At 45.0% G+C, this 21525-nt stretch carries 17 protein-coding genes and 1 pseudogene; 14 read left to right on the top strand and 4 right to left on the bottom strand.

The window, feature by feature from the left end:
• Nucleotides 1-7: 7 nt before the first annotated feature.
• Nucleotides 8-520: a KdsC family phosphatase gene (locus tag V7S75_RS01495; protein WP_459510921.1), complete on the bottom strand. Its 513-nt coding sequence runs from the start codon at nucleotides 518-520 to the stop codon at nucleotides 8-10.
• Between V7S75_RS01495 and V7S75_RS01490 the strand changes: the two genes are divergently transcribed.
• The 10 genes and pseudogenes from V7S75_RS01490 (at nucleotide 513) to V7S75_RS01445 (ending at nucleotide 12106) form a co-directional block, all read left to right on the top strand.
• On the top strand, nucleotides 513-5030 hold the full coding sequence (locus V7S75_RS01490; RefSeq protein ID WP_459510920.1) for a hypothetical protein: 4518 nt from the start codon (nucleotides 513-515) through the stop codon (nucleotides 5028-5030). The two genes, V7S75_RS01495 and V7S75_RS01490, sit on opposite strands and share 8 nt — an antisense overlap.
• Nucleotide 5031: 1 nt before the next feature.
• On the top strand, nucleotides 5032-5811 hold the full coding sequence (locus V7S75_RS01485; RefSeq protein ID WP_459510919.1) for a lysophospholipid acyltransferase family protein: 780 nt from the start codon (nucleotides 5032-5034) through the stop codon (nucleotides 5809-5811).
• Nucleotides 5801-6487: a DNA repair protein RecO gene (gene recO, locus V7S75_RS01480; protein ID WP_459510918.1), complete on the top strand. Its 687-nt coding sequence runs from the start codon at nucleotides 5801-5803 to the stop codon at nucleotides 6485-6487. Before V7S75_RS01485 ends, recO begins: the two co-directional genes overlap by 11 nt.
• Nucleotides 6484-7950 (top strand): M61 family metallopeptidase, encoded by a 1467-nt coding sequence (locus tag V7S75_RS01475; protein WP_459510917.1) that lies wholly within the window; start codon nucleotides 6484-6486, stop codon nucleotides 7948-7950. The genes recO and V7S75_RS01475 overlap by 4 nt, the downstream gene beginning before the upstream one ends.
• Nucleotides 7951-8029: 79 nt before the next feature.
• Complete coding sequence (locus tag V7S75_RS01470; protein ID WP_459510916.1) at nucleotides 8030-8362, top strand: helix-turn-helix domain-containing protein; 333 nt, start codon at nucleotides 8030-8032, stop codon at nucleotides 8360-8362.
• 30 nt (nucleotides 8363-8392) lie between these two features.
• A complete protein-coding gene (hemB, locus tag V7S75_RS01465) occupies nucleotides 8393-9364 on the top strand; it encodes a porphobilinogen synthase (protein WP_459510915.1) in 972 nt (323 codons plus the stop codon).
• Between the two features lie 2 nt (nucleotides 9365-9366).
• A complete protein-coding gene (locus tag V7S75_RS01460) occupies nucleotides 9367-10536 on the top strand; it encodes an AIR synthase related protein (protein WP_459510914.1) in 1170 nt (389 codons plus the stop codon).
• 107 nt (nucleotides 10537-10643) lie between these two features.
• Nucleotides 10644-10958, top strand: coding sequence for a 50S ribosomal protein L21 (gene rplU / locus V7S75_RS01455; RefSeq protein WP_377974398.1), 315 nt, complete (start codon nucleotides 10644-10646; stop codon nucleotides 10956-10958).
• A gap of 37 nt (nucleotides 10959-10995) precedes the next feature.
• Nucleotides 10996-11253 (top strand): annotated as a pseudogene (gene rpmA / locus V7S75_RS01450) (50S ribosomal protein L27); the annotation flags it as partial.
• Between the two features lie 259 nt (nucleotides 11254-11512).
• Nucleotides 11513-12106: a NifU family protein gene (locus V7S75_RS01445; protein WP_459510913.1), complete on the top strand. Its 594-nt coding sequence runs from the start codon at nucleotides 11513-11515 to the stop codon at nucleotides 12104-12106.
• Nucleotides 12107-12334: 228 nt separating this feature from the next.
• Here V7S75_RS01445 and V7S75_RS01440 read toward each other — a convergent pair whose 3' ends face one another.
• Nucleotides 12335-13012 carry an HAD family hydrolase gene (locus V7S75_RS01440; protein ID WP_459510912.1) on the bottom strand — a complete coding sequence of 226 codons (678 nt, stop codon included), beginning with the start codon at nucleotides 13010-13012 and terminating at the stop codon, nucleotides 12335-12337.
• A gap of 84 nt (nucleotides 13013-13096) precedes the next feature.
• Complete coding sequence (tpiA, locus tag V7S75_RS01435; protein ID WP_459510911.1) at nucleotides 13097-13858, bottom strand: triose-phosphate isomerase; 762 nt, start codon at nucleotides 13856-13858, stop codon at nucleotides 13097-13099.
• A 111-nt stretch (nucleotides 13859-13969) separates the two neighbouring features.
• Between tpiA and V7S75_RS01430 the strand changes: the two genes are divergently transcribed.
• From V7S75_RS01430 to V7S75_RS01415, 4 genes are read left to right on the top strand one after another with little or no spacing between them, the layout of a single operon-like run.
• On the top strand, nucleotides 13970-17089 hold the full coding sequence (locus V7S75_RS01430) for a glycoside hydrolase family 3 N-terminal domain-containing protein (RefSeq protein ID WP_459510910.1): 3120 nt from the start codon (nucleotides 13970-13972) through the stop codon (nucleotides 17087-17089).
• Entirely contained in the window at nucleotides 17089-17964 is an 876-nt protein-coding gene (locus V7S75_RS01425) for a TIGR01777 family oxidoreductase (RefSeq protein WP_459510909.1), read from the top strand. Before V7S75_RS01430 ends, V7S75_RS01425 begins: the two co-directional genes overlap by 1 nt.
• A complete protein-coding gene (locus V7S75_RS01420) occupies nucleotides 17957-18538 on the top strand; it encodes an LOG family protein (RefSeq protein WP_459510908.1) in 582 nt (193 codons plus the stop codon). The genes V7S75_RS01425 and V7S75_RS01420 overlap by 8 nt, the downstream gene beginning before the upstream one ends.
• Complete coding sequence (locus V7S75_RS01415; protein WP_459510907.1) at nucleotides 18520-20130, top strand: OmpA family protein; 1611 nt, start codon at nucleotides 18520-18522, stop codon at nucleotides 20128-20130. The genes V7S75_RS01420 and V7S75_RS01415 overlap by 19 nt, the downstream gene beginning before the upstream one ends.
• A 197-nt stretch (nucleotides 20131-20327) precedes the next feature.
• On the opposite strand, the gene V7S75_RS01410 is transcribed toward V7S75_RS01415, so the two are convergent.
• Nucleotides 20328-21341 carry a helix-turn-helix domain-containing protein gene (locus tag V7S75_RS01410; protein WP_459510906.1) on the bottom strand — a complete coding sequence of 338 codons (1014 nt, stop codon included), beginning with the start codon at nucleotides 21339-21341 and terminating at the stop codon, nucleotides 20328-20330.
• Nucleotides 21342-21525: the final 184 nt, after the last annotated feature.

Below are 21525 nucleotides of genomic sequence, written 5' to 3'. Positions count from 1 at the left end.
CGTATTGTTAAGCAGGCCATTTGCCCTGTAATTTCATCACTTTTTCAATCACATCTCGCACGGCTCCTTTGCCTCCACCAAAAGGCGATACATATTTACAGGCCATTTGAATTTCTGGAATGGCATCTGCTGGGCAAGTACTCAATAATGCCGGTCGGGAAAGAATTTTTAAGTCTGGAACGTCGTCGCCCATGTACAAAACCTCCGACTCGTCGATTCCCATTTTGTCCAACCAGCCCAAATAAGTTTCCAATTTATCCTTGCCGCCCAAACCAAAATAGATGTCTTGAAACTTCAGGTTTTCCAATCTTTTTTTGACGCCCTTATGGCCTCCGCCGGTAATGACACACAAATTATATTCCGCTTCTCGAGCCTTCTCGATGGCATATCCGTCCCGAATGTGAAAGGTTCGGTAATGTTCTCCGGTTTCCAAGACATGAACGCTTCCGTCTGTCATGACGCCGTCAATGTCGAATACAAAGGCCTTAATTTGCGCAAATTGCGTGAGTACGTTGGACATATTGATTGATTTGAATGGTAATTTACATAAATCTGCGGAAAGACTTGATGCGATTCGTGATGGCTTTTTTGTATTTTTACCCCCTATGAGGCTTTTGCGTATAATTTTCTGGGTTGGCTCCTTGGCATTTTTGCCCACCTATGCCCATGCCCAACAAAATTCCAACGCCTCTCTTGTCGCCGATTTATGCTCGAGCATTAGCCAAAGTAAGTTTTCAGACGCGCCTGTTGTTGTCAACCAATTGCAAAGTCTTTATGCACAGCAACCGCAAGCGGAATTTTTTATTCGGGCCCAACAAATGCGCGCGGCGGGTTATAAAACTCCTTCGTTTTCTTATTTGTTTGCACGAACGTTTTTACAAGCTAACCCTAATTTACAGAAGGAATTAATGCGTGTTGCGGAAGAGCTTGCCAACCGAAAAGTAGGCAAACTCGCGCTTGATTTTTACGAACAAGTGGATGCTTGGCAGTATAATCAACAGCTGTTACAAACGGGAAATTACGCTATCCGTGTGCAGGGAAACCTGTCGGTTCATTGGCAAGATGCGGATAGTACTTTGGCGCCCGCCGACAATTGGGATACGCCTTCCGAAGAAAGCCCTGCTGAAACTTGGATTCAATATCAAGTGAAAAGCCCGGGGCCGGTTTTGGTTTGGACAGATGCAATTTGTGAATCGCTCATTGGCAAGGATAGTCTTCGGATAGCTGCGAAACAGGTTTTGTTTTCGGTAAAAGATCGTTTGTTTTTTGGTCAACATGCGCTTGTGGAACAAGGAACTTTGGCCTTACCGTTATTTCAAATCAACCCGCGCAAAGGCTATTTGCTCAGCGAGGAAATGAACTGGAAAGAAGGAGATCGATCCATTGTGGGGGCACTGCGGATGCAATTGAAAAAGAAGGGGGGTGCCAAGCAATTCGACCTCGAGTTTCGATCCAAACAATTTGTTAGCGAGGCTTTACAAGGGAAATATTTCAAAGGTTTTGGTCGCTTGCTGGTACGCGGAAATCAATTAGGTTTGCTTGGTTCCAAAGAAAAACCAGCAAGGGTGGAGATTTGGGCCCCCCAACGGAAATTGGGTGAAATTTTGACGACGCAAGCCTTGATGCAAGCGAACGAATCCATTCAGATTAAAGAAGGAGCATTTATTGGCTATGTCGGGAAAAAGGATTCGCTGTATCACGGGTTTGTGACTGCGAATTGGATTCCCGCCGAGGCCGCTTGGCACCTCAAACCCACGCAAGAAGAAATTCGTTTTGAAGATAGTTTTCACCAAGTATCGATTTCTGCCGACTTAGGTGTTCTACACGCAGATACGCAGAAAATGGATTTTTTCCGGTTGTCGGGCAAAAGCCAAAACCCCGCCTGGGTCGAGTCCTTTGACTTTTTTGATGCGGGCCGATTGGATAGCCAGCAGGGCATATTAACCTATGATCCGATTCGAATATTGTATAACCATTTGGCTATGATTAAACGAAGTCATGCTAATTTGTATGATATCGCCGAGGCAAATAAAAAGGACCCAAAGCTACTTCAAGGCGGTTTCCAACAGTTCAAGCATGCAGGATATTTGAATTTTGACGAGCTGAGTGGCGACGTTTCTTTCACGCGTTTGGGACGTCATTATGCGCAAGTGAAATATGCCCAAAAGGATTTTGATCGGTTTTATGTCCCTTCGTTTGGGGGGATGTTGGCAAAGGATACGGCGAATATTTCTTTGGATTTAGGCCAACAAAAACTCGTGATTCGCGGTATTAAGGAAGTTATGGTGTCGGATTCTTTGAAGGCCAACTTTATTCCTTCGAACAATCAAATTGTGTTTGGGCAGGGTCGTGACTTCGATTTTATGGGTGAAATTAAGATTGGGAATTACCGCTTCCGGGGCCAGGGATTCCGCTTTAATTTCACGGATTATTCGATTAATTTACCTCAAATTGATTCGATTACCTTCGTTCGAAAGGGGACGAATCGTGAGCTGGGTGGGCAGTTTCGCTATGAGGCGGGTCATATTCTATTAGCGCCCCCGAATAATAAATCGGGCCGACTGGGTCTTGCTGCTTTTCCTAAATTGATTATTCCGAAAGGGGTTGTTTCCTATTTCGATGAGCCTTGGAGGGCGACAGGCGTTTACAGCAAAAAACATTATTTTCAAGTTCCACGCATTGAGCTGGATAGTTTAACTCAAAAGGAAATTACGTTTGAGGGAAGTTTTTATTCGGATGGTTTGTTGCCCACATTCAAGGCTTCTTTGGTATTGATGCCAGATCAGAGTTTTGGCTTTTCGTATAATCAAAAATCACCTCTCAGCATTTACCGAAATAAGGCGACATATCAATTAAAAAGCCCCTTGTTGATGAATAAATCAGGCCTTTCCGCGACGGGTTCGATGACGTATCAAGGGCTCATTTCAAATCAAAAAGAATCACATTTTTACCCGGATTCTTTGATTGCTACGGGCTTAGAAGCAAATATGCAAGGGAAGGGTTTTCCAAACATGCAAATGAGCGAGCATCGTTTCACGTGGATGCAGGAAACGGACAGCTTGTGGATGCATCCTTTTAAGCAATCCATTTCGTTGTATAACAAAGAAGTCCAACTGACCGGGTCGCTGGGCATGCACAAAAAACAGGTTTTCGGTCGGGGGAATTTAACCTTGCAAGACGGGATTATGGAATCGTCCAATTTCCGTTTTGATGCTACTTTGTGGACTGCATCGGAGGCGAATTTGAAAATTGGGAAACAAATGGCGCTATTCCCGCCGTCTGTTTTCATGGATCGGGTGGCTTTAGAGGCGAATATGACATCCCATAAAGTCATGATACGGCCCATGAAAGGCGACATGGGGTCAGCGATTACATTTCCCTATGTGGCCTACCAAAGTTCATTGGCTGAGGCGACTTGGGATTTGACGAATCAGAAGTTTTTGATGGGGGGCCAACAAGGTTTTGAGCTAAAAAGTTTGGACAGCACGGGAATCGCGGGGTCCATAATCAAGGCAACAAATGCTTCGTATGATCTGAAAGCGCAGTATTTGGCACTAAGTGGTGTGAAAGAAGTGGAGGTGGGTTCGGCATTATTGTATCCTGAAAAAGGTATTTTGGGGATTCAAAAAGATGGAGCTTTTAAACCTTTTACGGGTGCCAAAGCGGTCTTGAATGGCAAACATTTGCTGAAGGATTTAAAGATTTCGGAAGGAAATTCCGCTGGCTGGAAAGGGGAGGCTAATTATCAATTTCCACGTAGCGACGGCGATACCGTGGCCGTTGCTTTGCGAAATTTTCATTTTGAGGGGAAAAGTTACATTACGGCAGATGGACTTTTGTCGGAGAAAGTACCCTTGCGTTTCAGCAAACACCAGCAATTCAAAGGAGAAGTTTCGTTGGATACACGCTTGCCTAATTTGAATTTTAAGGGATTTATTCGACCAGTAATTGGTTTGCCTAATTTCCGTGCGGCATGGATTCCATTTGAGAGCAACAAAGGCGAAGAACCGCATTTGGTCTTGAACAAAGAACTACATGATGAGGCCGGTCGGCCGATTACCGCTGGAATTTTTATCAATGCGCAAAACCGATTGTATCCGACATTTTTAAGTCCACAATCGGACGATTTGGATCCCGTATTATTTCAGGCGGAAGGGGATGTGATTGAGGCGAATGATCGCTATGAGGTGAAGGGAAAACAGACGCAGATGCAATTGTTTATTGATAAGCATCGAGTGGAAGCAGAGGGGCCGATCCAATTGTTTACGGGAAATCAGTCGATTCGGGCCTTTGGTCAGTTAACTATGTCGACGGACAGTTTGATTCCTCGCTTAGATACCTGGGTGAATTTGCAATTTCCGTATCCGGCCAAATTGCTGAAAGTGATGGGCGATCGCATCGTCAAATATTTATTGGACGAAGGAATCCAAAGTGACCCTGCGGATGATCCGGAGCGTCGGGATGCGTATTTAAAGCGTGCGGAACAAGTATTGGGAAAAGCAATTCCGGAGGCGATGCGGACCAAAATGGATCAGGTCCACATGGCCTTGGATAAAGTGGCGCCTGAATTCGCCAATTCGATTAACTTTTCTGGGGTTTCGTGGGTTTGGTCTCCAAACACCTCTGCTTTTTATTCGGTTGGCGGAATTCCTTGGGTAAATGTGGGTCCGGTGGATGTGAATGCGACGGTTCGAGGGTACATGGAAGTGATTAAGAAACCGAGCAAAGAGGAGTTTTATGGGTATTGGGAATTGTCGGAAGATTTATGGTATTATTTTGCCTATTTCAATGGCGAGTTGGGTGTATATTCTTCGGATCCGGCCTTTTTGGCCAGCATTCGAGAAGCGGTAAAATCAGATAAAAAGGGTAAATTGGTCGTTGTGGAAGCGGCGGGAGATGAGAAAGATGCATTTGTGAAGCGATTCTTGGCGTATTATCGAGGAACAACGCCAACGAAAAAAGTGAAAAAAGCGGCCGCGCCAGTTAAATCTACGGCGCCCGCAACGAAGTCGAAAAAAGGAGGATTTTAATATGAGTCAGTCAAAGTTGGCCAAAGTATTTCGTTTCATGGACACGCTCGGATTGGGTGAGCGGGATCCCTTTGGCAATCCTATTTTGTTTAAGCGGATAGTGATGATGATTTTGGGCTTTATTTCCTACAATCGCTTAACCGTTTACAATAAAACGAAGATTATGGGAACGGAGCATTTGGAAAATTTGCCCAATGAAGGCGTGCTTTTTTTACCGAATCATCAGACCTATTTCATGGATGTGGTGTGTTTGTACCATATCTTTTTTTCGGTCAAATGGGGCTTTCGGAATACGTTAAATTACCCGCTTTATTTACTGGCACCTCGGTCGAATCTCTTTTATGTGGCTGCGTCTGAAACGATGAAAAATGATGGTTTATTGCCGCGCGTTTTTGCACAGGCGGGAGCGATTTTGGTGAACCGCTCTTGGCGTGCTGAGGGTGTTGATGTGAAGCGCGAGGTTGATTTGGCGGCGGTGGAGAAGATTGGGAAAGGCTTAAAATTCGGTTGGGTGATTAGTTTTCCACAAGGAACGACGCGCGCATTTGCGCCCTTGCGGAAGGGGACAGCGCATTTGATTAAGGGAGAAAATCCGATTGTGGTGCCGGTGCGCATTAATGGGTTCCGACGGGCATTTGATAAAAAAGGTTTATTGTGGCGGAAGCGGAATACGACGCTGACGGTTGAGTTCCGTGAGCCGATTCGCTTTGCGGCGGATGCGACGACCGATGAGATTTTGACTCTTTTGCAGCACGAAATCGGCTTGGATCATGCTGAATAAGACCAAAGGAATCGTTATTCAATACATGAAATACAGGGAATCATCCCTGTTGGTGACCATATACACCGCCGAATTTGGCATCAGCTCCTATGTGGAAAATGGGGTGCGTTCGGCTAAGGCCAAACATAAAATTGCCTTGTTTCAGCCATTGACCTTATTGGATTTAGAGGTATATCACAAGCCGGGAAAGGGCTTGCATCGGATTTCAGAGGCCAAATGTTATTATCCTTATCGAAAGATTCCCTTTGATATAGCTTCATCGAGTATCGCGTTGTTTTTGACGGAGGTATTGAGCAAGGTGTTGCGGGAAGAGGAGGCGAATCCGGTATTGTTTTCGTTTTTGGAGGAGTCTTTTCAGATATTGGATCAAGGGAAGGGGCATTTGGAGAATTTCCATTTGCAGTTTTTGTGGCGCTTGAGTGAGTTCTTGGGATTTCATGCGGGTCAGGTGGCGGAGTTTTTGGATCAATTGCGGGAGGCTGGCGTTCCGGGGATGGGGGATTTAGAAGCGTCGACTGTGCAGGAATTGTTTGATGCGGATTATGGGGACGGAGTAGGGGTTAATCGGGTGCAGCGTGCGGCGATTTTGCGGGCTTTGATTTATTATTATGGCTTGCACATGGAGTCCTTTGGGGAATTGAGGTCATTGCAGGTTTTACAAGAAGTATTGTCATGAGGACATTGAAATATCGAATAAAGCCATCGTTTCATGCGTTGGATATTGAGTTGACATTTATGCCTTCGCGCACAGGGCCGCTGGTATTGCATTTGCCTATTTGGCGGCCCGGGCGATATCAGGTGCAACATTTTGCGAAAAACATTGCCACAGTTACTTGTGCTGATGCAGTGGTTGTGAAATCGGATTTGTCCTCATGGACGGTAGATATCCTGGAGTTGAAACCCATCACGGTATCCTATCGCTACCATGCGGAGCAGCCGGATGCGGGGGGATCTTGGGTAGATGAATCGATGGTTTACATCAATTTTGTGAATTGTTTGTTGTTCCCACATCGGGGGGAGAATCGGGCGTGTGAGGTGGAGGTATTGTTACCGCCGGTGGGATTTTCGCCGACGGAGGAGCTGGAATTAGCAGGGTCGTTTCCGGCGAATATCACGCCGGCAGGGTGTTATGAAACATCCTGTGCATTAAGGACTTACGGAAATAAATTTCGGGCAAAATCGTATCGCGAACTGGTTGATTCGCCTTTTCTTGCTGCGCCTCAACTCCATACACTTGCTTGGAAAACCCATGGGGTAAAATTCTATATGCAAGGCTTAGGGCCTAAGACGCATTTTTCGGAACGTTTGTTTAAGGCTTACCAGAAATTTGTTGCTTATCAGCTCGATTATATGGGGGAGTTTCCTGTTCGGGATTATCGATTTATGTTGTGGATTTGCCCTAAACCATTTTATCACGGTGTTGAGCATACGAAATCGACAATGATGGTCATGGGGCCGGAGGATCGGGATTCCTATGAGGATTTGATTGGTTTGGGTTCGCATGAATTGTATCATGTGTGGAATGTGGCGACGATCCGGCCGAAAGCTTTATTGCCCTATGATTACACCAAAGCTGTTATTTTTGACACGGGTTGGATTATTGAAGGGATTACGACCTATCTAGGGGATTGGTTTTTGTGGGCATCGGGTGTGGTGAATGCGGAGGAATATGTGAATTTATTGGCGGGTAATTTGAAACTACATTTTGAGCGAGATGGAGCATCAAAGCAGTCGTTGATAGAAAGTTCGATTGATTTGTGGTTGGACGGTTACGGTTCTTCATTACCAGGTAAACGGGTTTCAATCTATTTTAAGGGGGCATTGGTAGCCTTGGGCCTGGATCTGTTGATTCGTCGGAAGTTTCAACATGCCAAATCGCTTCGCGACGTCATGTTGCTCATGCAAAAACGCTATGGCCGACTAAAAAAGGGGTATACTCGTCAAGAATTTTATGCGTTGGTGGAAGAAGTTTACGGAGAATCTTTATTGGAATTTTGGACTCGTTGGGTAGAATCCTCGGAGCACTTAGTAGGCGAAATTGCTGCACTTTTGGAAAGTGTAGGCTTACGTTTTGAGTCGGAAGGTGTCTTGACAATTTCAGATTTGAATCGCTTGGAAGCCTTTGGCATAGCACAATAAGAAAAATTATTTCGATATGTGACATATTTTGTCGGCGAAGTCATAACGGCTGAGTATATACGATTCATTATCTTGCCTTATGAAAAAATATGCAGCAAGACTCCGGAAGATTCGAATATCTCATGAGTATAGCCAGGAGTATATGGCATTAAAATTGGGAATGGCGATTTCAACCTATTCCAAATTAGAGCAAGGCAAGACAGAGCTGACTTTATCGCGCTTAGTGCAGTTGTCGGAGATTTTACAGTTTAATCTTCCCCAATTTTTTGATGAGGAGCCTGAAGTGCAAGTGCCAGAGAATGTCTATGCGGGTTATGGATTTGTGACACGCGCGGAATTTGTCCAGCATGTTGATAAATTACATTTATTGGAGCGACAATTAAGCAAGATCCTTTCCCAACTGCCGCAATAATTCCTACCTTTGTGCCTTAAATCATTCGATATGTTACAAAGGCCGCGTAGAAATCGTCAGAGTGCAGTCATTCGAGATATGGTGGAGGAGACTCGCCTGTCGGTGAAAGATATGTTATTTCCCTTGTTTGTTCAGTCGGGTTCGGGTAAAAAGACCCCGATTGTTTCTATGCCGGGCATACATCGTTATTCGCTTGATTTATTGTTGAAGGAGATTGAGGAATGTGTTGAATTGGGTATTCGCTCATTCGCATTATTTCCGCAGGTTGAGGAGTCCTTAAAGGATTCCATCGCCTCTGAAAGTTACCGCAAGGGTTCTTTATATTTAGATGCGATTCATGCGGTTTCAAGCCGTTTTCCAGAAATTTCTTTGTTGACCGACGTGGCCATGGATCCTTACAGTTCAGATGGGCATGATGGGATTGTGAAAGACGGTCAAATTTTGAATGATGAAACGTTGCCAGTACTTGCTAAAATGGCGATTGCACAAGCGCAAGCGGGTTCTCGCTTGATTGGACCTTCGGATATGATGGATGGGCGTGTGGGTTATTTGCGTGAAGCATTGGACAGTGCAGGATTTTCGAATGTAGGTATTATGGCTTACACGGCTAAATATGCGAGTGCATTTTATGGCCCATTTCGGGATGCATTAGAATCGGCACCTAAATTTGGAGATAAGAAGACATACCAAATGAATCCGGCGAATCGTCGGGAGGCTTTAATCGAATTGGAATTGGATGAGGCTGAAGGTGCGGATTTCTTGATGGTGAAGCCGGCTTTGGCCTACCTAGATATTATTGCTTTGTTGCGTGAAAATAGTCATTTGCCCATTGCGGCGTATAATGTTTCAGGAGAATATGCCATGATTAAAGCAGCTGCGCAAAATGGCTGGTTAGATGGCGAGAAGGCGATGTTGGAAAGTTTATTATCGATTAAACGGGCGGGTGCGCAGGTGATTCTGACGTATTTTGCCAAAGAATTTGCTCAATTAAATCAAGCGTAAATATGTCAACCGATCGCTACATGCAACGGGGAGTTTCGGCTTCTAAAGAAGATGTTCACAAGGCCATTGCCAAGTTAGATAAGGGTTTGTTTCCACAAGCTTTTTGCAAGATTTCACCTGATGTTTTGGGTGGAGATGCGGATTATTGCAACATTATGCATGCGGATGGGGCAGGGACGAAGTCGTCTTTGGCTTATTTGTATTGGAAGGAAACGGGAGATATTTCGGTTTGGAGAGGGATTGCACAGGATGCGGTGGTGATGAATACGGATGATTTGATTTGTGTGGGGGCGACGGATCAAATGTTGCTTTCGAGTACGATTGGTCGGAATAAGAATTTGATTCCAGGCGAGGTGATTGCGGAGATTATTAATGGGACCGAAGAGGTGCTGGAGATGTTGCGCGAGAATGGTTTAGGGATATATAGCACGGGAGGCGAGACGGCAGATGTGGGAGATTTAGTTCGTACGATTATTGTGGATAGTACGGTGATTGGTCGGATGAAGCGTTCGGATGTGATTTCGAATGGCAATATTCAAGCCGGCGATGTGATTGTAGGTTTGGCTTCGGATGGGCAGGCGACTTATGAGAAGACGTATAATGGGGGGATGGGTAGCAATGGTTTGACATCTGCGCGCCATGATGTGTTAGACAATTATTTGGCAGGAAAATATCCAGAGAGTTTTGATCCATCGGTGCCGACTGATTTAGTTTATTCCGGTTCACGTTCGTTGACGGAAGCTGTTCCCGGAACACCGTTGAATGTAGGCCAATTGATTTTGTCCCCTACGCGGACCTATGCGCCCGTGATTAAGGCGATTTTGGGTTCATTAAGGGCGCAGATTCATGGGATGGTTCATTGTTCTGGTGGGGCGCAGACGAAAGTCATGCATTTTGTGGAGGGCGTTCATGTGATTAAGGACAATTTATTTCCGATTCCGCCGCTGTTTGATTTGATTCAAAAGGAAAGTGGTACGAGTTTTCAGGAGATGTACAAGGTGTTTAACATGGGACATCGGATGGAGATTTATGTGGCGCCTGAGTTTGCGGATGAGATTATTCAAATTTCGGAGTCATTTGGCATTCCAGCGCAGATTGTGGGGCGTGTGGAGGCGGCTCCAACGAAGAAATTGACGATAAAAAGTACTTACGGAGAATTTATTTACGAATAAGGCTTTGCTTTGTAGCAATTCCTTTTTATATTTGCGACCCCATTTAAAAGGCTTTGTAAAGGTAACGACCTGGCCTCGTGGGATTGTTTCACTTAAATACATATAAAATGTACGCAATCGTAGAAATTGCCGGGCAGCAATTTAAAGTAGAAAAAGACCGTACCGTATATACCCACCGTTTGGCGGGAGCGGAAGGCGCTGCACTGGTTATCGACAAGGTATTACTTGTTGACAATGACGGAAAGATTTCCGTAGGAGCACCCACCGTAGCTGGTGCGACTGTTCAAGCTAAAATCGTAGCACACGTTCGTGGCGAGAAGGTTTTGGTATTCAAAAAGAAACGTAGAAAGTCTTACCAAAAAATGAATGGACACCGTCAAGATTTGACGCAAGTGTTAATCGAAGGTATCTCAGTTAAATAATTGAAAATTAGCGTTTTAACGCATAAAATAAAAAAACATGGCACATAAGAAAGGCGCCGGATCGTCGAAAAACGGGCGCGAGTCACATAGTAAACGCTTAGGCGTTAAGTTATTTGGAGGCCAAGCAGTTATCGCGGGGAACATCATTGTTCGTCAACGTGGAACAGCGCACAACCCAGGTGAAAATGTTGGTCTTGGAAAAGATCATACATTATTTGCTTTAGCGGATGGTGTAGTAGCATTCAAAAAAGGATTTAAAGGTCGTTCATTTGTGCACGTATTGCCAGCAGTGGCTGCGGCAGCACCAGTGGCACCGGTAGCGAAAAAAGCTCCAGCGAAAAAAGCAGCTCCAGCAGTGGAGGCGGCTCCAGTAGCAGAGGTTGCGGTAGAAGCAGCTCCAAAAGCAAAGAAAGCTCCTGCTAAGAAAAAAGAAGCTGCAGCTGAGTAATCAATTGCAAATTTCAGAGAGAACCTGACATGAAAGTGTCAGGTTTTTTTTATTTTACGAAACCTTATTGGCCAATTGTTGGTTTAGGCTCTATAACTTCACTTTTATGCTTACCTCTACAGTAACAATTTATACAGAATCTACGCCTAATCCACATTCGATGAAATTCGTCTTTAATGTGGAATTATTGCCAGATGGCATGTCATTTGACTATACCCAACCAGCAGACGGATTGACCAAAGAGAAAAATTCTCCTTTAGCGGTAGCCTTATTCGGCTTTGAATTTGTTCGTCGGGTGTTTATCACGAATAATTTTATCACGTTAACAAAGACGGAAAATGCGGCTTGGGAAGATGAATTGTTTGGGATTAAGCAATACTTGAAGAAATATTTCGCGGAGAAACAGCCTGTATTTTCGTTGCCTGCGTCTGAATTTGCGGCAGAGGGGGACTCTTCGGATTCTGAAATTATCACACAAATTAAGCAAGTTTTAGAGGAGTATGTGAAGCCTGCCGTTGAATCAGATGGTGGAGCTATTACCTTTCATTCATTTGATGAATCAACGGGTCAAATGAAAGTTTTATTGCAAGGTTCTTGCTCCGGGTGCCCATCGTCTCAAATGACGCTTAAGGCAGGTATTGAGACCCTGATGACCCGAATGGTACCTTCGGTGAAGGAAGTTGTCGCAGAGGGCGTTTAAATAAGTTTATTGGACAATATAGCTCTGGCTTGCGCGTTGGAGCGTGGTAGACGCTGCCGGGGTCGCAGACCCCGGCAGCGTCACCTTTTCACCCCCACTTCCCGAATTAACCCTCCTGCTAAACAAACTGATTATTTCCCGCCTTTAGGCCGCTTAAAAGGAATAATGATTCTCATGATTATCAAGTTCTTGATAAACTGCCTACCCCAATCCCATAAAAATTTCTAATTATAAAAACGAGAGAACCTCGTCTAAGCGTTCGATCTCCCGGAAGTTCTCATGTTCCACGGGATGGCTCACCATTTCATGTGCCCAGGTCGTATGAAATGGAATATGAACGCCATGTCCTCCTAGTTCCAAAACGGGCAAAATGTCGGATTTTAACGAGTTCCCAATCATAAAAAACTGCTCTGGAGCAATGTCTAAATGACGTATTAATTTCTGATAATCTTCCGGTTTTTTATCCGACATGATTTCAATGTGATGGAAGTATTTGGCGAGGCCCGACTTTTTTAATTTTCGCTCTTGATCGAGCAAATCACCCTTGGTAGCAACCACAAGGCGGTATTTTGTTGATAGCGCTTCTAGAACAGTATCCACATGTGGAAGGATTTCAATGGGTCTTTCGAGTAGTTCCTTCCCGATTTCCAATATCTGACGTGTACCTTCAGCGGATAAATTTCCACCCGTAATTCGAATGGCTGTTTCAATCATGGAAAGCATAAAACCTTTCACCCCATAGCCATATAGCGCCAGGTTATCCATCTCGGTTTTAAACAATTCCTGTTGGGTTTGATGCAAAGGCAAATAGTCCTCAAATAGGGCTGCGAAGGCTTCTTCGCTCTCACGAAAATAGGGTTCATTTACCCAAAGCGTGTCATCTGCGTCAAATGCGATTACCAACATATTGATATACTTTTTTCGACTATAAAGCGTTCGGAGGAGTAACGCTGCCGGGGTCTTCAGACCCCGGCAGCGTTTACCCAAAAATTAAAACGATTTCGCAATCGTAATGAAATCCGCCGCGATCAACGAAGCACCACCGATCAATCCGCCATCCACATCTGGACCCGCGAAAATCTCCTGTGCGTTTTTCGCATTGCAAGATCCACCATATAAAATCGAACAATTATCTGCTACCGTTGCGCCGTATTTGGCAGCAATGTGAACACGTAAATGTGCATGCATTTCTTGCGCTTGCTCAGCCGAAGCCGTCAAACCCGTTCCAATCGCCCAAATAGGCTCATATGCAATCACCACTTTACCGAACTCCTCAGCCGATAAGTGAAATAAACTTGCCGTTAATTGATCCGCTACAAAAGCCAAAAACTCACCACCCTCACGCAAAGCTAAACTCTCTCCGCAACAGAAAATCGGTGTGATTCCATTCGCTAATGCCGCATCCACTTTAGCAGCTAATTGCTCATTCGACTCCGCGAAATATTCACGACGCTCCGAGTGTCCAATCAATACATAAGGAATCGCAGCAGATGCCAATTGCACCGCCGAAATCTCCCCCGTATACGCTCCTGATGCTTTTTCGTGGCAGTTTTGTGCCGCTACAGCCAAATTATCAATGCCCTCAATTACCTGAGAAACACCTGTCAAATACAAGGCTGGCGTCGCCATAATCACTTGTACATCCGCCGGAACCTCCGACTTCACCAATTGCGCTACCTCAGTAGCCAAAACGAATGCCTCAGCAGCCGTTTTATTCATTTTCCAGTTTCCAGCAACAATTTTTTTTCTCATACGTTCATCTAATTAAGCTCCAAAAATACAATTCCTTTCCCGCTTACGAAAATCCAAGCAATAAAATCCCAAAGATTCCGTATTTTCACAATCCATTACCTCATTTTACACATGATCAAACGCTTTCTATTTGCCTTGCTTTTCATCGCCTCAGGCAAAACCGCATACAGCCAAACTGACCTATTTCCGCATACCAAATCCAAATGGGTGGATTCCGTCATGAAAAGCTTGTCGGTCGACCAAAAAATAGGCCAGGTCCTCATGCCACGCGGTAATACCAATGCAACGTATGACACAGCCCGACTCTATGACATCGTGAGAAATTATCATGTAGGGGGATTTGTGTTGTTTGCGGGCTATCCGACCAACCAGGCGAATTTGGTAAATAAGTTGCAATCGATGTCCAAAGTACCCATGTTCATCGGTATGGATTTGGAATGGGGCTTGAACATGCGTTTGGACTCCACGGTTCGTTATCCCTACCAAATGACGCTCGGGGCGATTCAAGGCAACGATGCGCTCATCGAGAAAATGGGTTTTCAAATCGCCCAACAATGCAAGCGCATGGGTGTGCATATCAATTACGCACCGGTTGTTGACGTGAATAATAACCCGAACAATCCTGTCATCAATTTCCGCTCTTTCGGCGAGAACCGCGAGGCGGTAACCTCGAAGTCTTTGGCCTATATGCGCGGCCTGCAAAAAGGGGGTATTATTACCTCTGCCAAACACTTTCCAGGCCATGGTGATACAGGAACCGATTCACATTACGATATACCCGTGTTGACGCATAGCCGTAACCGATTGGATTCTTTAGAACTTTTCCCTTACCGGGAATTGATCAAAAAAGGCCTTCAGGGTGTCATGGTGGGCCACTTAAGCATTCCTGCCTTGGACACAACAGCCATGCTGGCGTCTACGATGTCTAAGCCTATCGTAACGGGTTTGTTACGTGATTCCTTGAAATTTGAAGGCCTCGTTTTCACGGATGCCATGGACATGAAAGGGGCGACAAAAATGTTCCCGGAAGGCCAAGCGAACGTGAAAGCTTTCCTAGCTGGAAACGATATTTTAGAAACGTTTGTGGATGTCCCTGCCGCATTTAATGCCATCAAAAAAGCCCTAACGGAAGGCGAAATCACGGAAGCGGAACTTGATAAACGCGTTCGCCGCATCTTGAATGCCAAAGCCTGGGCGGGCTTAGATCAGTACCAACCGATTGAAACCAAAAACTTAATTGACGAACTCAATCCATTGCAAGCGGATTTGTTGAAACGTAGCTTGGCAGAGAAATCAACCACAGTTCTTAAAAATCCTTTTGACTTAATTCCATTGCGCCGTATAGATACCTTGAAAATTGCCACCCTGGCGATCGGAAAGGCAAACTATGGCGGGGTATTCCCAACGGAGTTCCAGAAATTGGCCCAAAATTACGTCGAGATGGAGCACTTCTATTTGGATGAAACGAGTGCCGACTCAACTATTACTCGCGTGGAAAATGCCTTGAAAAATTACAATGTTGTGTTGATGGGCTTGCATGGAATTTCTTACCGACCTGCGAATAATTATGCGATTAAGCCGCAGATTCAGGCTTTGGTGAAGCGTTTTGCGACCCCGAAAACGATCTTGTCTTATTTCGCGAATCCATTCACACTGAAGTCTTTTGAGAACCTGAAGAATTTGGGGGGATTGGTATTGACTTATCAGGATGGGGTGGCTCAGCAAGAAGCGGCGGCATCCGTGATTTTCGGTGGAATTGCGGCAGAGGGCAAAATGCCGGTAAGCGCATCTGCGGATTACCCAGCGGGAACGGGTATTATCACACCAAGTTTGGGCCGTTTGCAATACAATGTGCTTCCGGAAGCGGTAGGCATTTCGGGTAAATATTTGAATAAGCAAGTGGATTCTTTGGCACAAAAAGCAATCGATATCAAAGGTGCTCCTGGGGTTGTGGTATTGATTGCCAAAGAAGGCAAGGTGATTTACCACAAGGCTTTTGGTAACCAAACCTATGAATCCAAAGAGCCTTTGAAAAAGACGGATATCTTTGATTTGGCGTCCATTACTAAAATTTCTACCTCGATCCCGGCTTTGATGAAATGGCAGGATCAAGGAAAATTTACCTTGGAAACGACCATGGGGGAATTGATTCCGGAATTTGCGCAAAGTAATAAGAAGGATTTGAAGTATTTGGATGTCTTGACGCACCAAGCGCGCTTACGGGCCTGGATTCCTTTTTGGCAGGATTACATTGATAGCACCGACATGATTGTCCACAGCAAAAAGTTCAATCAGCGTTATGCCAAAAACGATATGCAATACTCGTTTGTGGAAAAGTATTTGACGAAAGCAGCGGGTGAGGAACGCATCAAAAAAATCATTCGTACGCAGAAAAACCTGTGGGATTCATGTGTCGACATTAAGTCGGAAGTAACACGTTGGAAGCCGAGAACGCTTTCTTACGCCTCTTCAGAAGAATATCCAATTCAAGTTGCTCCGAACCTTTGGGCGCATCGCAGCATCAGCGCGCAAGTAAGCGATGCGATTAAAAACTCGGCACTGCGGGAGAAAAAAGAATATGTGTACTCGGATTTATCGTATTATTTATTGCCCCAAATCGCTCCGCGCATCACAGGAAAAACCTGGACAAATTACCTTTCCGAGACTTTTTACAAGCCTTTAGGGGCTAGTACCTTGGTTTATCAAGCTGAGAAGTATTTTCCATTAGCGCGTATTGTCCCAACCGAATACGATTCTTTATTCCGCAAGACCTTGATTCATGGCAAAGTGCATGATGAGGGAGCTGCTTTATTGGACGGTATTAGTGGGCATGCAGGTTTGTTTGGAAACGCGAACGACTTGGCGAAATTGATGCAGATGTATTTGCAGAATGGTTATTATGGAGGCCAACAATTCATCGAAGAGAAGACGATGAAGCAATGGACTTCGTATCCGCTTCCGGTGGAAGAAAATTCTCGTCGGGGAGTTGGTTTCGATAAACCAGATCGAAAGAAACCAGGCATATCAGCGGCGCCATCTGCGAGCGGGGCGAGCTTTGGCCATTCCGGATTTACGGGAACTTATACTTGGGTAGATCCGAATCAGGATTTGGTCTATGTTTTCTTGTCGAATCGCGTGTATCCGACTCGAAATAATAGCAAAATTTCCGATGCGAATATTCGAACAGGGATCAATGAAGTGATTTATCAAGCGATTAAAAAAGGGAATTAATGCGCATTCTCATCACCGGCGGAACGGGTTTTATCGGGCAAGAACTACAGACATATTTACATGCGCTGGGACACCAAACGCGTGTATTATCGCGTAAGGGTGGTTGGGACATCGACAAAGGATTTCTGGCGGCGGATGCCTTGGATGATATTGATGCGATTGTGCATTTAGCGGGAGCGGGGATAGCCGATAAACGCTGGTCGGAGGCAAGAAAAAAGGAATTGATTCATTCGCGAGTGGCCTCTACTCGCTTGTTGGCGGAGGCCTTAAAAACGCGAAATCATCAGGTGCACACCTTTGTTTCAGCTTCGGCGATTGGTTATTATGGGGCGGATTCTGGGGATGTACTTTGTAAGGAGGACACTCCGGCGGGCGCCGACTTTTTAGGTGCTTGTACGGTGGCTTGGGAAAAGGCGGTGGATGAAATACAGGATTTGCGCGTGGTGAAATTGCGCATAGGCTTGGTTTTGGGTGCAAATGGGGGGATATTCCCCGTATTAGCCCGACCGATTCGTTGGTTCGCGGGTGTCATTTTAGGCAAGGGAACGCAAGGACAATCGTGGATTCATATTCAGGATTTAGTCAAAATGTTTGCATGTGCGCTGACGGATGAGCATGCACACGGTGTTTACAATGCGGTGGCGCCAAATCCGGTAACACATGCGGAGATGACAAAACAGATTGCGGCGGCTTATCACAGACCGATTTGGTGGCCTCAAGTTCCGGCTTGGGCATTGCGTTTGGTACTGGGCGAGATGGCCGTTTTAGTTACAGGAGGAAATTTTGTTTCTTCGGAGAAAATACAAAAAGAGTTAAATTTTACGTTTACTTACACGCGGCTGGCGGACGCGTTAACACAAATTATACATGTCTAAAACAATTTTAGTTTATTGTGGCTCATCAAAAGGGCACAACCCGATTTACGAAGCAGAAGCAAAAGCCTTAATGCAGGCGTTCAAGAAGCACGATTGCAAATTGATTTTTGGTGCGGGGAGTGTGGGAATCATGGGCGTTTTGGCAGATGAATATTTACGTTTGGGCGGTCATGTGATCGGGGTGATTCCGTCGTTTATGGAGCCTTGGGAAGTGAAGCATAAAGGTATTCAGGAATGTTATGTCACGGAAACGATGCACAGTCGGAAGCAGAAAATGGCTGAGCTGGCGGATGGCGTAATTGCTTTGCCGGGAGGTTTTGGTACCTTGGATGAGTTGTTTGAGATGTTGACTTGGAAGCAATTGGATTTACACCAAATGCCTATTTCCATCCTGAATACGAATGGCTATTATGATCATTTATTAGCGCAATTAAAGCATATGGTGGATGAAGGATTTTTGAAATCGCCTAATTTAGAAGCTTTGCAGGTGGAGACAAATCCGGAGGCTTTGGTCGATTACATTATGGCCTATGAGCCAGAGAAAATGGAGAAAAAATGGATTTATCGCGGCTAATTTGCCTTTTTTTATTGGTGTCATTTGTGGGTTTCGGGCAGCAAAAGTCGGAGAACTTAGGCTCTGCTGTGAACTCGGAATACGCGGAGTTGAACCCCGTAATGGCTCCAGATGGCAAGACGCTGTATTTTGGTCGGAAGAATCATCCATCTAATCGTTTTGGAACGCAGGGTTCGGAGACGGTGGCGGGGTCACAGGATATTTGGTTTAGTGAGCGTGTGGGGGATGTTTGGAGTACGGCGCGTCGCATGCCGGATGTGTTGAATCGTGATCAATACAATACGATTTTATCGATTTCTCCGGATGGCCAAACAATATTATTGAAGGGCGCTTACATCAATGGCGTGTATGAATCGCGCGGTTTTTCTTTGGCCAAAAAGACTGTCGGTGGATGGTCGATTCCTGAGAAAATTGACATTCCGGGCTATGAAAAGCTGAGTCGGGGTAAGAATGAATATGCTTATTTAGCGATGGACGGGAAGGCCCTCTTATTAGCTTTCGCGGAGAAGAAAAATAGTGATCGGGATGATATTTATGTGAGTTTATTGGGGGATACGGGTTGGTCGAAACCCGAGAATTTAGGGGACGGAATAAATACGGATTTTTCGGAAACAACGCCATTTTTGGCGGCGGATGGTCGGACGCTGTATTTCTCGTCGGACCGACCGGGTGGTCTAGGTTTGCAGGATATTTACATGTCGAAGCGTTTGGGAAATGGTTGGACGTCGTGGCGCAAGCCCGTGAACATCGGTCCGCCGGTGAATACAAGCGGTTATGATGCCTATTATACTTTGGCTGCCAAAGGGGATTATGCTTATTTTTTATCGTCGACGGAGGCAGGAAAGAAGGATATTTTTCGGATTGCGATCGAGCCTGAACCGGAGCCTGTTGTTGCGGAGGCGCCAAAGCCCATCTTGCAACAAGATGTTAAATCGAGTCCGCGAATCGGGTCATCAGAAACGTCCGAAGCAGTCGTATTGTTAACCGGAAAAGTAAGTGATGCTGCAGGCAAGGTGCCTTCGGGTGCTTCGGTGAGTTATGAGGATTTGAAAACGGGGAAGATCATTGGGCAAGCGACGCCGGATCCGGGAACGGGGCAGTATAAATTGGTCTTACCTTATGGAACGAATTACGGGATTACAGCGAAGGCGAATGGCTATTTACCTAGTTCGACGCATTTGGATTTAAGCCAATTACGCGGCCGGTATTTGGAATTAGATGGTCGGGATTTAGCGATGTCGCCTATTGCCAAAGGAAGTACGGTGACGGTTAATAATCTATTCTTTGAGCTGAATAAGGCAACCTTAACGGCGGAATCTGAGCCGGAATTGAAACGAATGGTTCAGGTGATGTTGGACAATGTGGCTTTGCGAATTGAGATCAGTGGGCATACGGATAATACGGGTACCGATGTAATTAATGATGCCTTGTCGCAGGCGCGTGCGGATGCGGTGAAGATTTATTTGTTGAACGCTGGTATTCCGGCGGGAAGAATTCAGTCGAAAGGCTATGGCTCTAAGCGTCCGAAGGTCTCGAATGATACGGAGGAAGGAAGAGCGCAGAATAGACGGGTGGAGTTTTCGATATTGTAAGTCATCAGTCGCTAGTCGTCAGTGGTCAGTCTGGAGTCCGGAGGGAATTAGTCCGAAGGGAGTCAGGGTTCAGTGGTCAGTCTGGAGTCCGGAGGGAATAAGTCCGGAGTCCGAAGTCTGGAGGGGATAAGTCCGAAGGACATTGTAGAGACGCAATACTTTGCGTCTGATTTAGTTAAGACGCGAGTTATCGATTCCTATTTTCGTTCTAAAAATTCCCCGGGGGAGCAACCTACTTCGGCTTGAAATGCGGAGTAAAAACTGGAACGGGAGCTGAAGCCGGCCATTTGGCCAATACCTTCCAAACTCAGATGAACGGCATCATCAGATTGCATCAATTGTTTCGCATATTCAATGCGTAATGAAGTCTTCAGCTTAGGAAAACTTTGCTTGTAGAGTACGCGGAGGCAATAAGAGATATGGTGCTGAGGCACTTTCATGGCAGTTGCCAAGTCGCCAATAGAAAACTCGGGATTCAAATAGGGTTTTTCCGATGCTAGGTAATCGCTAATTTGATCTCTTAAATCAATAAATGGATTGTCTTCTTCGTCTTCATCTATTTCAGGCAGTATGGGTTTATTAGCCTCTGTTTTACGAATAATTTTTTCGTTTGAACTTTGATAAACAGGAAATCCATACAGGATTTGGGGAAAGATGAGTAGGGATGCGGAAAGAATCAAGAACATAATTCCACCAAGGGTATGCACAAGATTTAATGCCCCAAAGGTCTCTTTTGGAGTTTTTTGAATAAAATCAGCCGTAATTAATCCAAACGCAATGAGCAAAATGATTAAGGCAATAAAAAACATATTAAGCCAGCGGTAGGTCAATAAATACTGTTGGGTTGGGATTGACTTTTTCACCTTGGGCTTGTACTTCCATACTTTGTAATAACTGTAAAGTGTATAAATCATCAGCGATGTTACCCGCATGATGTAATTCACAGATATTGGAAAAATGAAATTTACCCCGATATATTTGAGTTGATCCATGTCGGTTAAAATCTTTTTGGCATTTTCAATTTTAACATCAAATGGTGTAAAGTAATATGGGATATTTCCGATGAAGACAATGATGGCAGGTATAAAATGCAAATAATCCTGCGGGGTCAACACATAGCTATCTCGGATTATTCCCCGCACGTAAAAGTAGAGGAGCGGACCCGCAAGCAACATGAAGGGGGAGAAGTGACCATAAAATATGGCTAGCATGAAGGGAGAGTTCCCAAATACCGAAAAGTAATGTGTTAGGCTATATAGTGAAATGAGGAATAAAAACAGCCCCAAATAAATCGTGTTTTTATTCTCCTTCCAGTTGAAGAATAATAATATTAGGGAAATAAATAAGCTCAATAAAGCATTAAATAGAAACATAATTTTTAGAACAGCTGCAATC

The sequence above is a fragment of the Aquirufa sp. TARAVU-A1A genome (genome assembly GCF_054558675.1).
The sequence above is the reverse complement of the archived record's forward strand: the minus strand, read 5'-3'. Positions and strand labels throughout refer to the sequence as shown.

Bases quoted from the DNA above. Each gene is read 5' to 3' on its own strand.
- V7S75_RS01445 (WP_459510913.1), top strand. From the start codon at position 11,513: ATGCTTACCTCTACAGTAACAATTTATACAGAATCTACGCCTAATCCA.
- V7S75_RS01495 (WP_459510921.1), bottom strand. From the start codon at position 520: ATGTCCAACGTACTCACGCAATTTGCGCAAATTAAGGCCTTTGTATTC.
- V7S75_RS01425 (WP_459510909.1), top strand. From the start codon at position 17,089: ATGCGCATTCTCATCACCGGCGGAACGGGTTTTATCGGGCAAGAACTA.
- V7S75_RS01415 (WP_459510907.1), top strand. From the start codon at position 18,520: ATGGATTTATCGCGGCTAATTTGCCTTTTTTTATTGGTGTCATTTGTG.
- V7S75_RS01460 (WP_459510914.1), top strand. From the start codon at position 9,367: ATGTCAACCGATCGCTACATGCAACGGGGAGTTTCGGCTTCTAAAGAA.
- rplU (WP_377974398.1), top strand. From the start codon at position 10,644: ATGTACGCAATCGTAGAAATTGCCGGGCAGCAATTTAAAGTAGAAAAA.
- recO (WP_459510918.1), top strand. From the start codon at position 5,801: ATGCTGAATAAGACCAAAGGAATCGTTATTCAATACATGAAATACAGG.
- hemB (WP_459510915.1), top strand. From the start codon at position 8,393: ATGTTACAAAGGCCGCGTAGAAATCGTCAGAGTGCAGTCATTCGAGAT.
- V7S75_RS01440 (WP_459510912.1), bottom strand. From the start codon at position 13,012: ATGTTGGTAATCGCATTTGACGCAGATGACACGCTTTGGGTAAATGAA.
- V7S75_RS01470 (WP_459510916.1), top strand. From the start codon at position 8,030: ATGAAAAAATATGCAGCAAGACTCCGGAAGATTCGAATATCTCATGAG.
- V7S75_RS01475 (WP_459510917.1), top strand. From the start codon at position 6,484: ATGAGGACATTGAAATATCGAATAAAGCCATCGTTTCATGCGTTGGAT.
- V7S75_RS01410 (WP_459510906.1), bottom strand. From the start codon at position 21,341: ATGCTAGCCATATTTTATGGTCACTTCTCCCCCTTCATGTTGCTTGCG.
- V7S75_RS01485 (WP_459510919.1), top strand. From the start codon at position 5,032: ATGAGTCAGTCAAAGTTGGCCAAAGTATTTCGTTTCATGGACACGCTC.
- V7S75_RS01430 (WP_459510910.1), top strand. From the start codon at position 13,970: ATGATCAAACGCTTTCTATTTGCCTTGCTTTTCATCGCCTCAGGCAAA.
- V7S75_RS01420 (WP_459510908.1), top strand. From the start codon at position 17,957: ATGTCTAAAACAATTTTAGTTTATTGTGGCTCATCAAAAGGGCACAAC.
- tpiA (WP_459510911.1), bottom strand. From the start codon at position 13,858: ATGAGAAAAAAAATTGTTGCTGGAAACTGGAAAATGAATAAAACGGCT.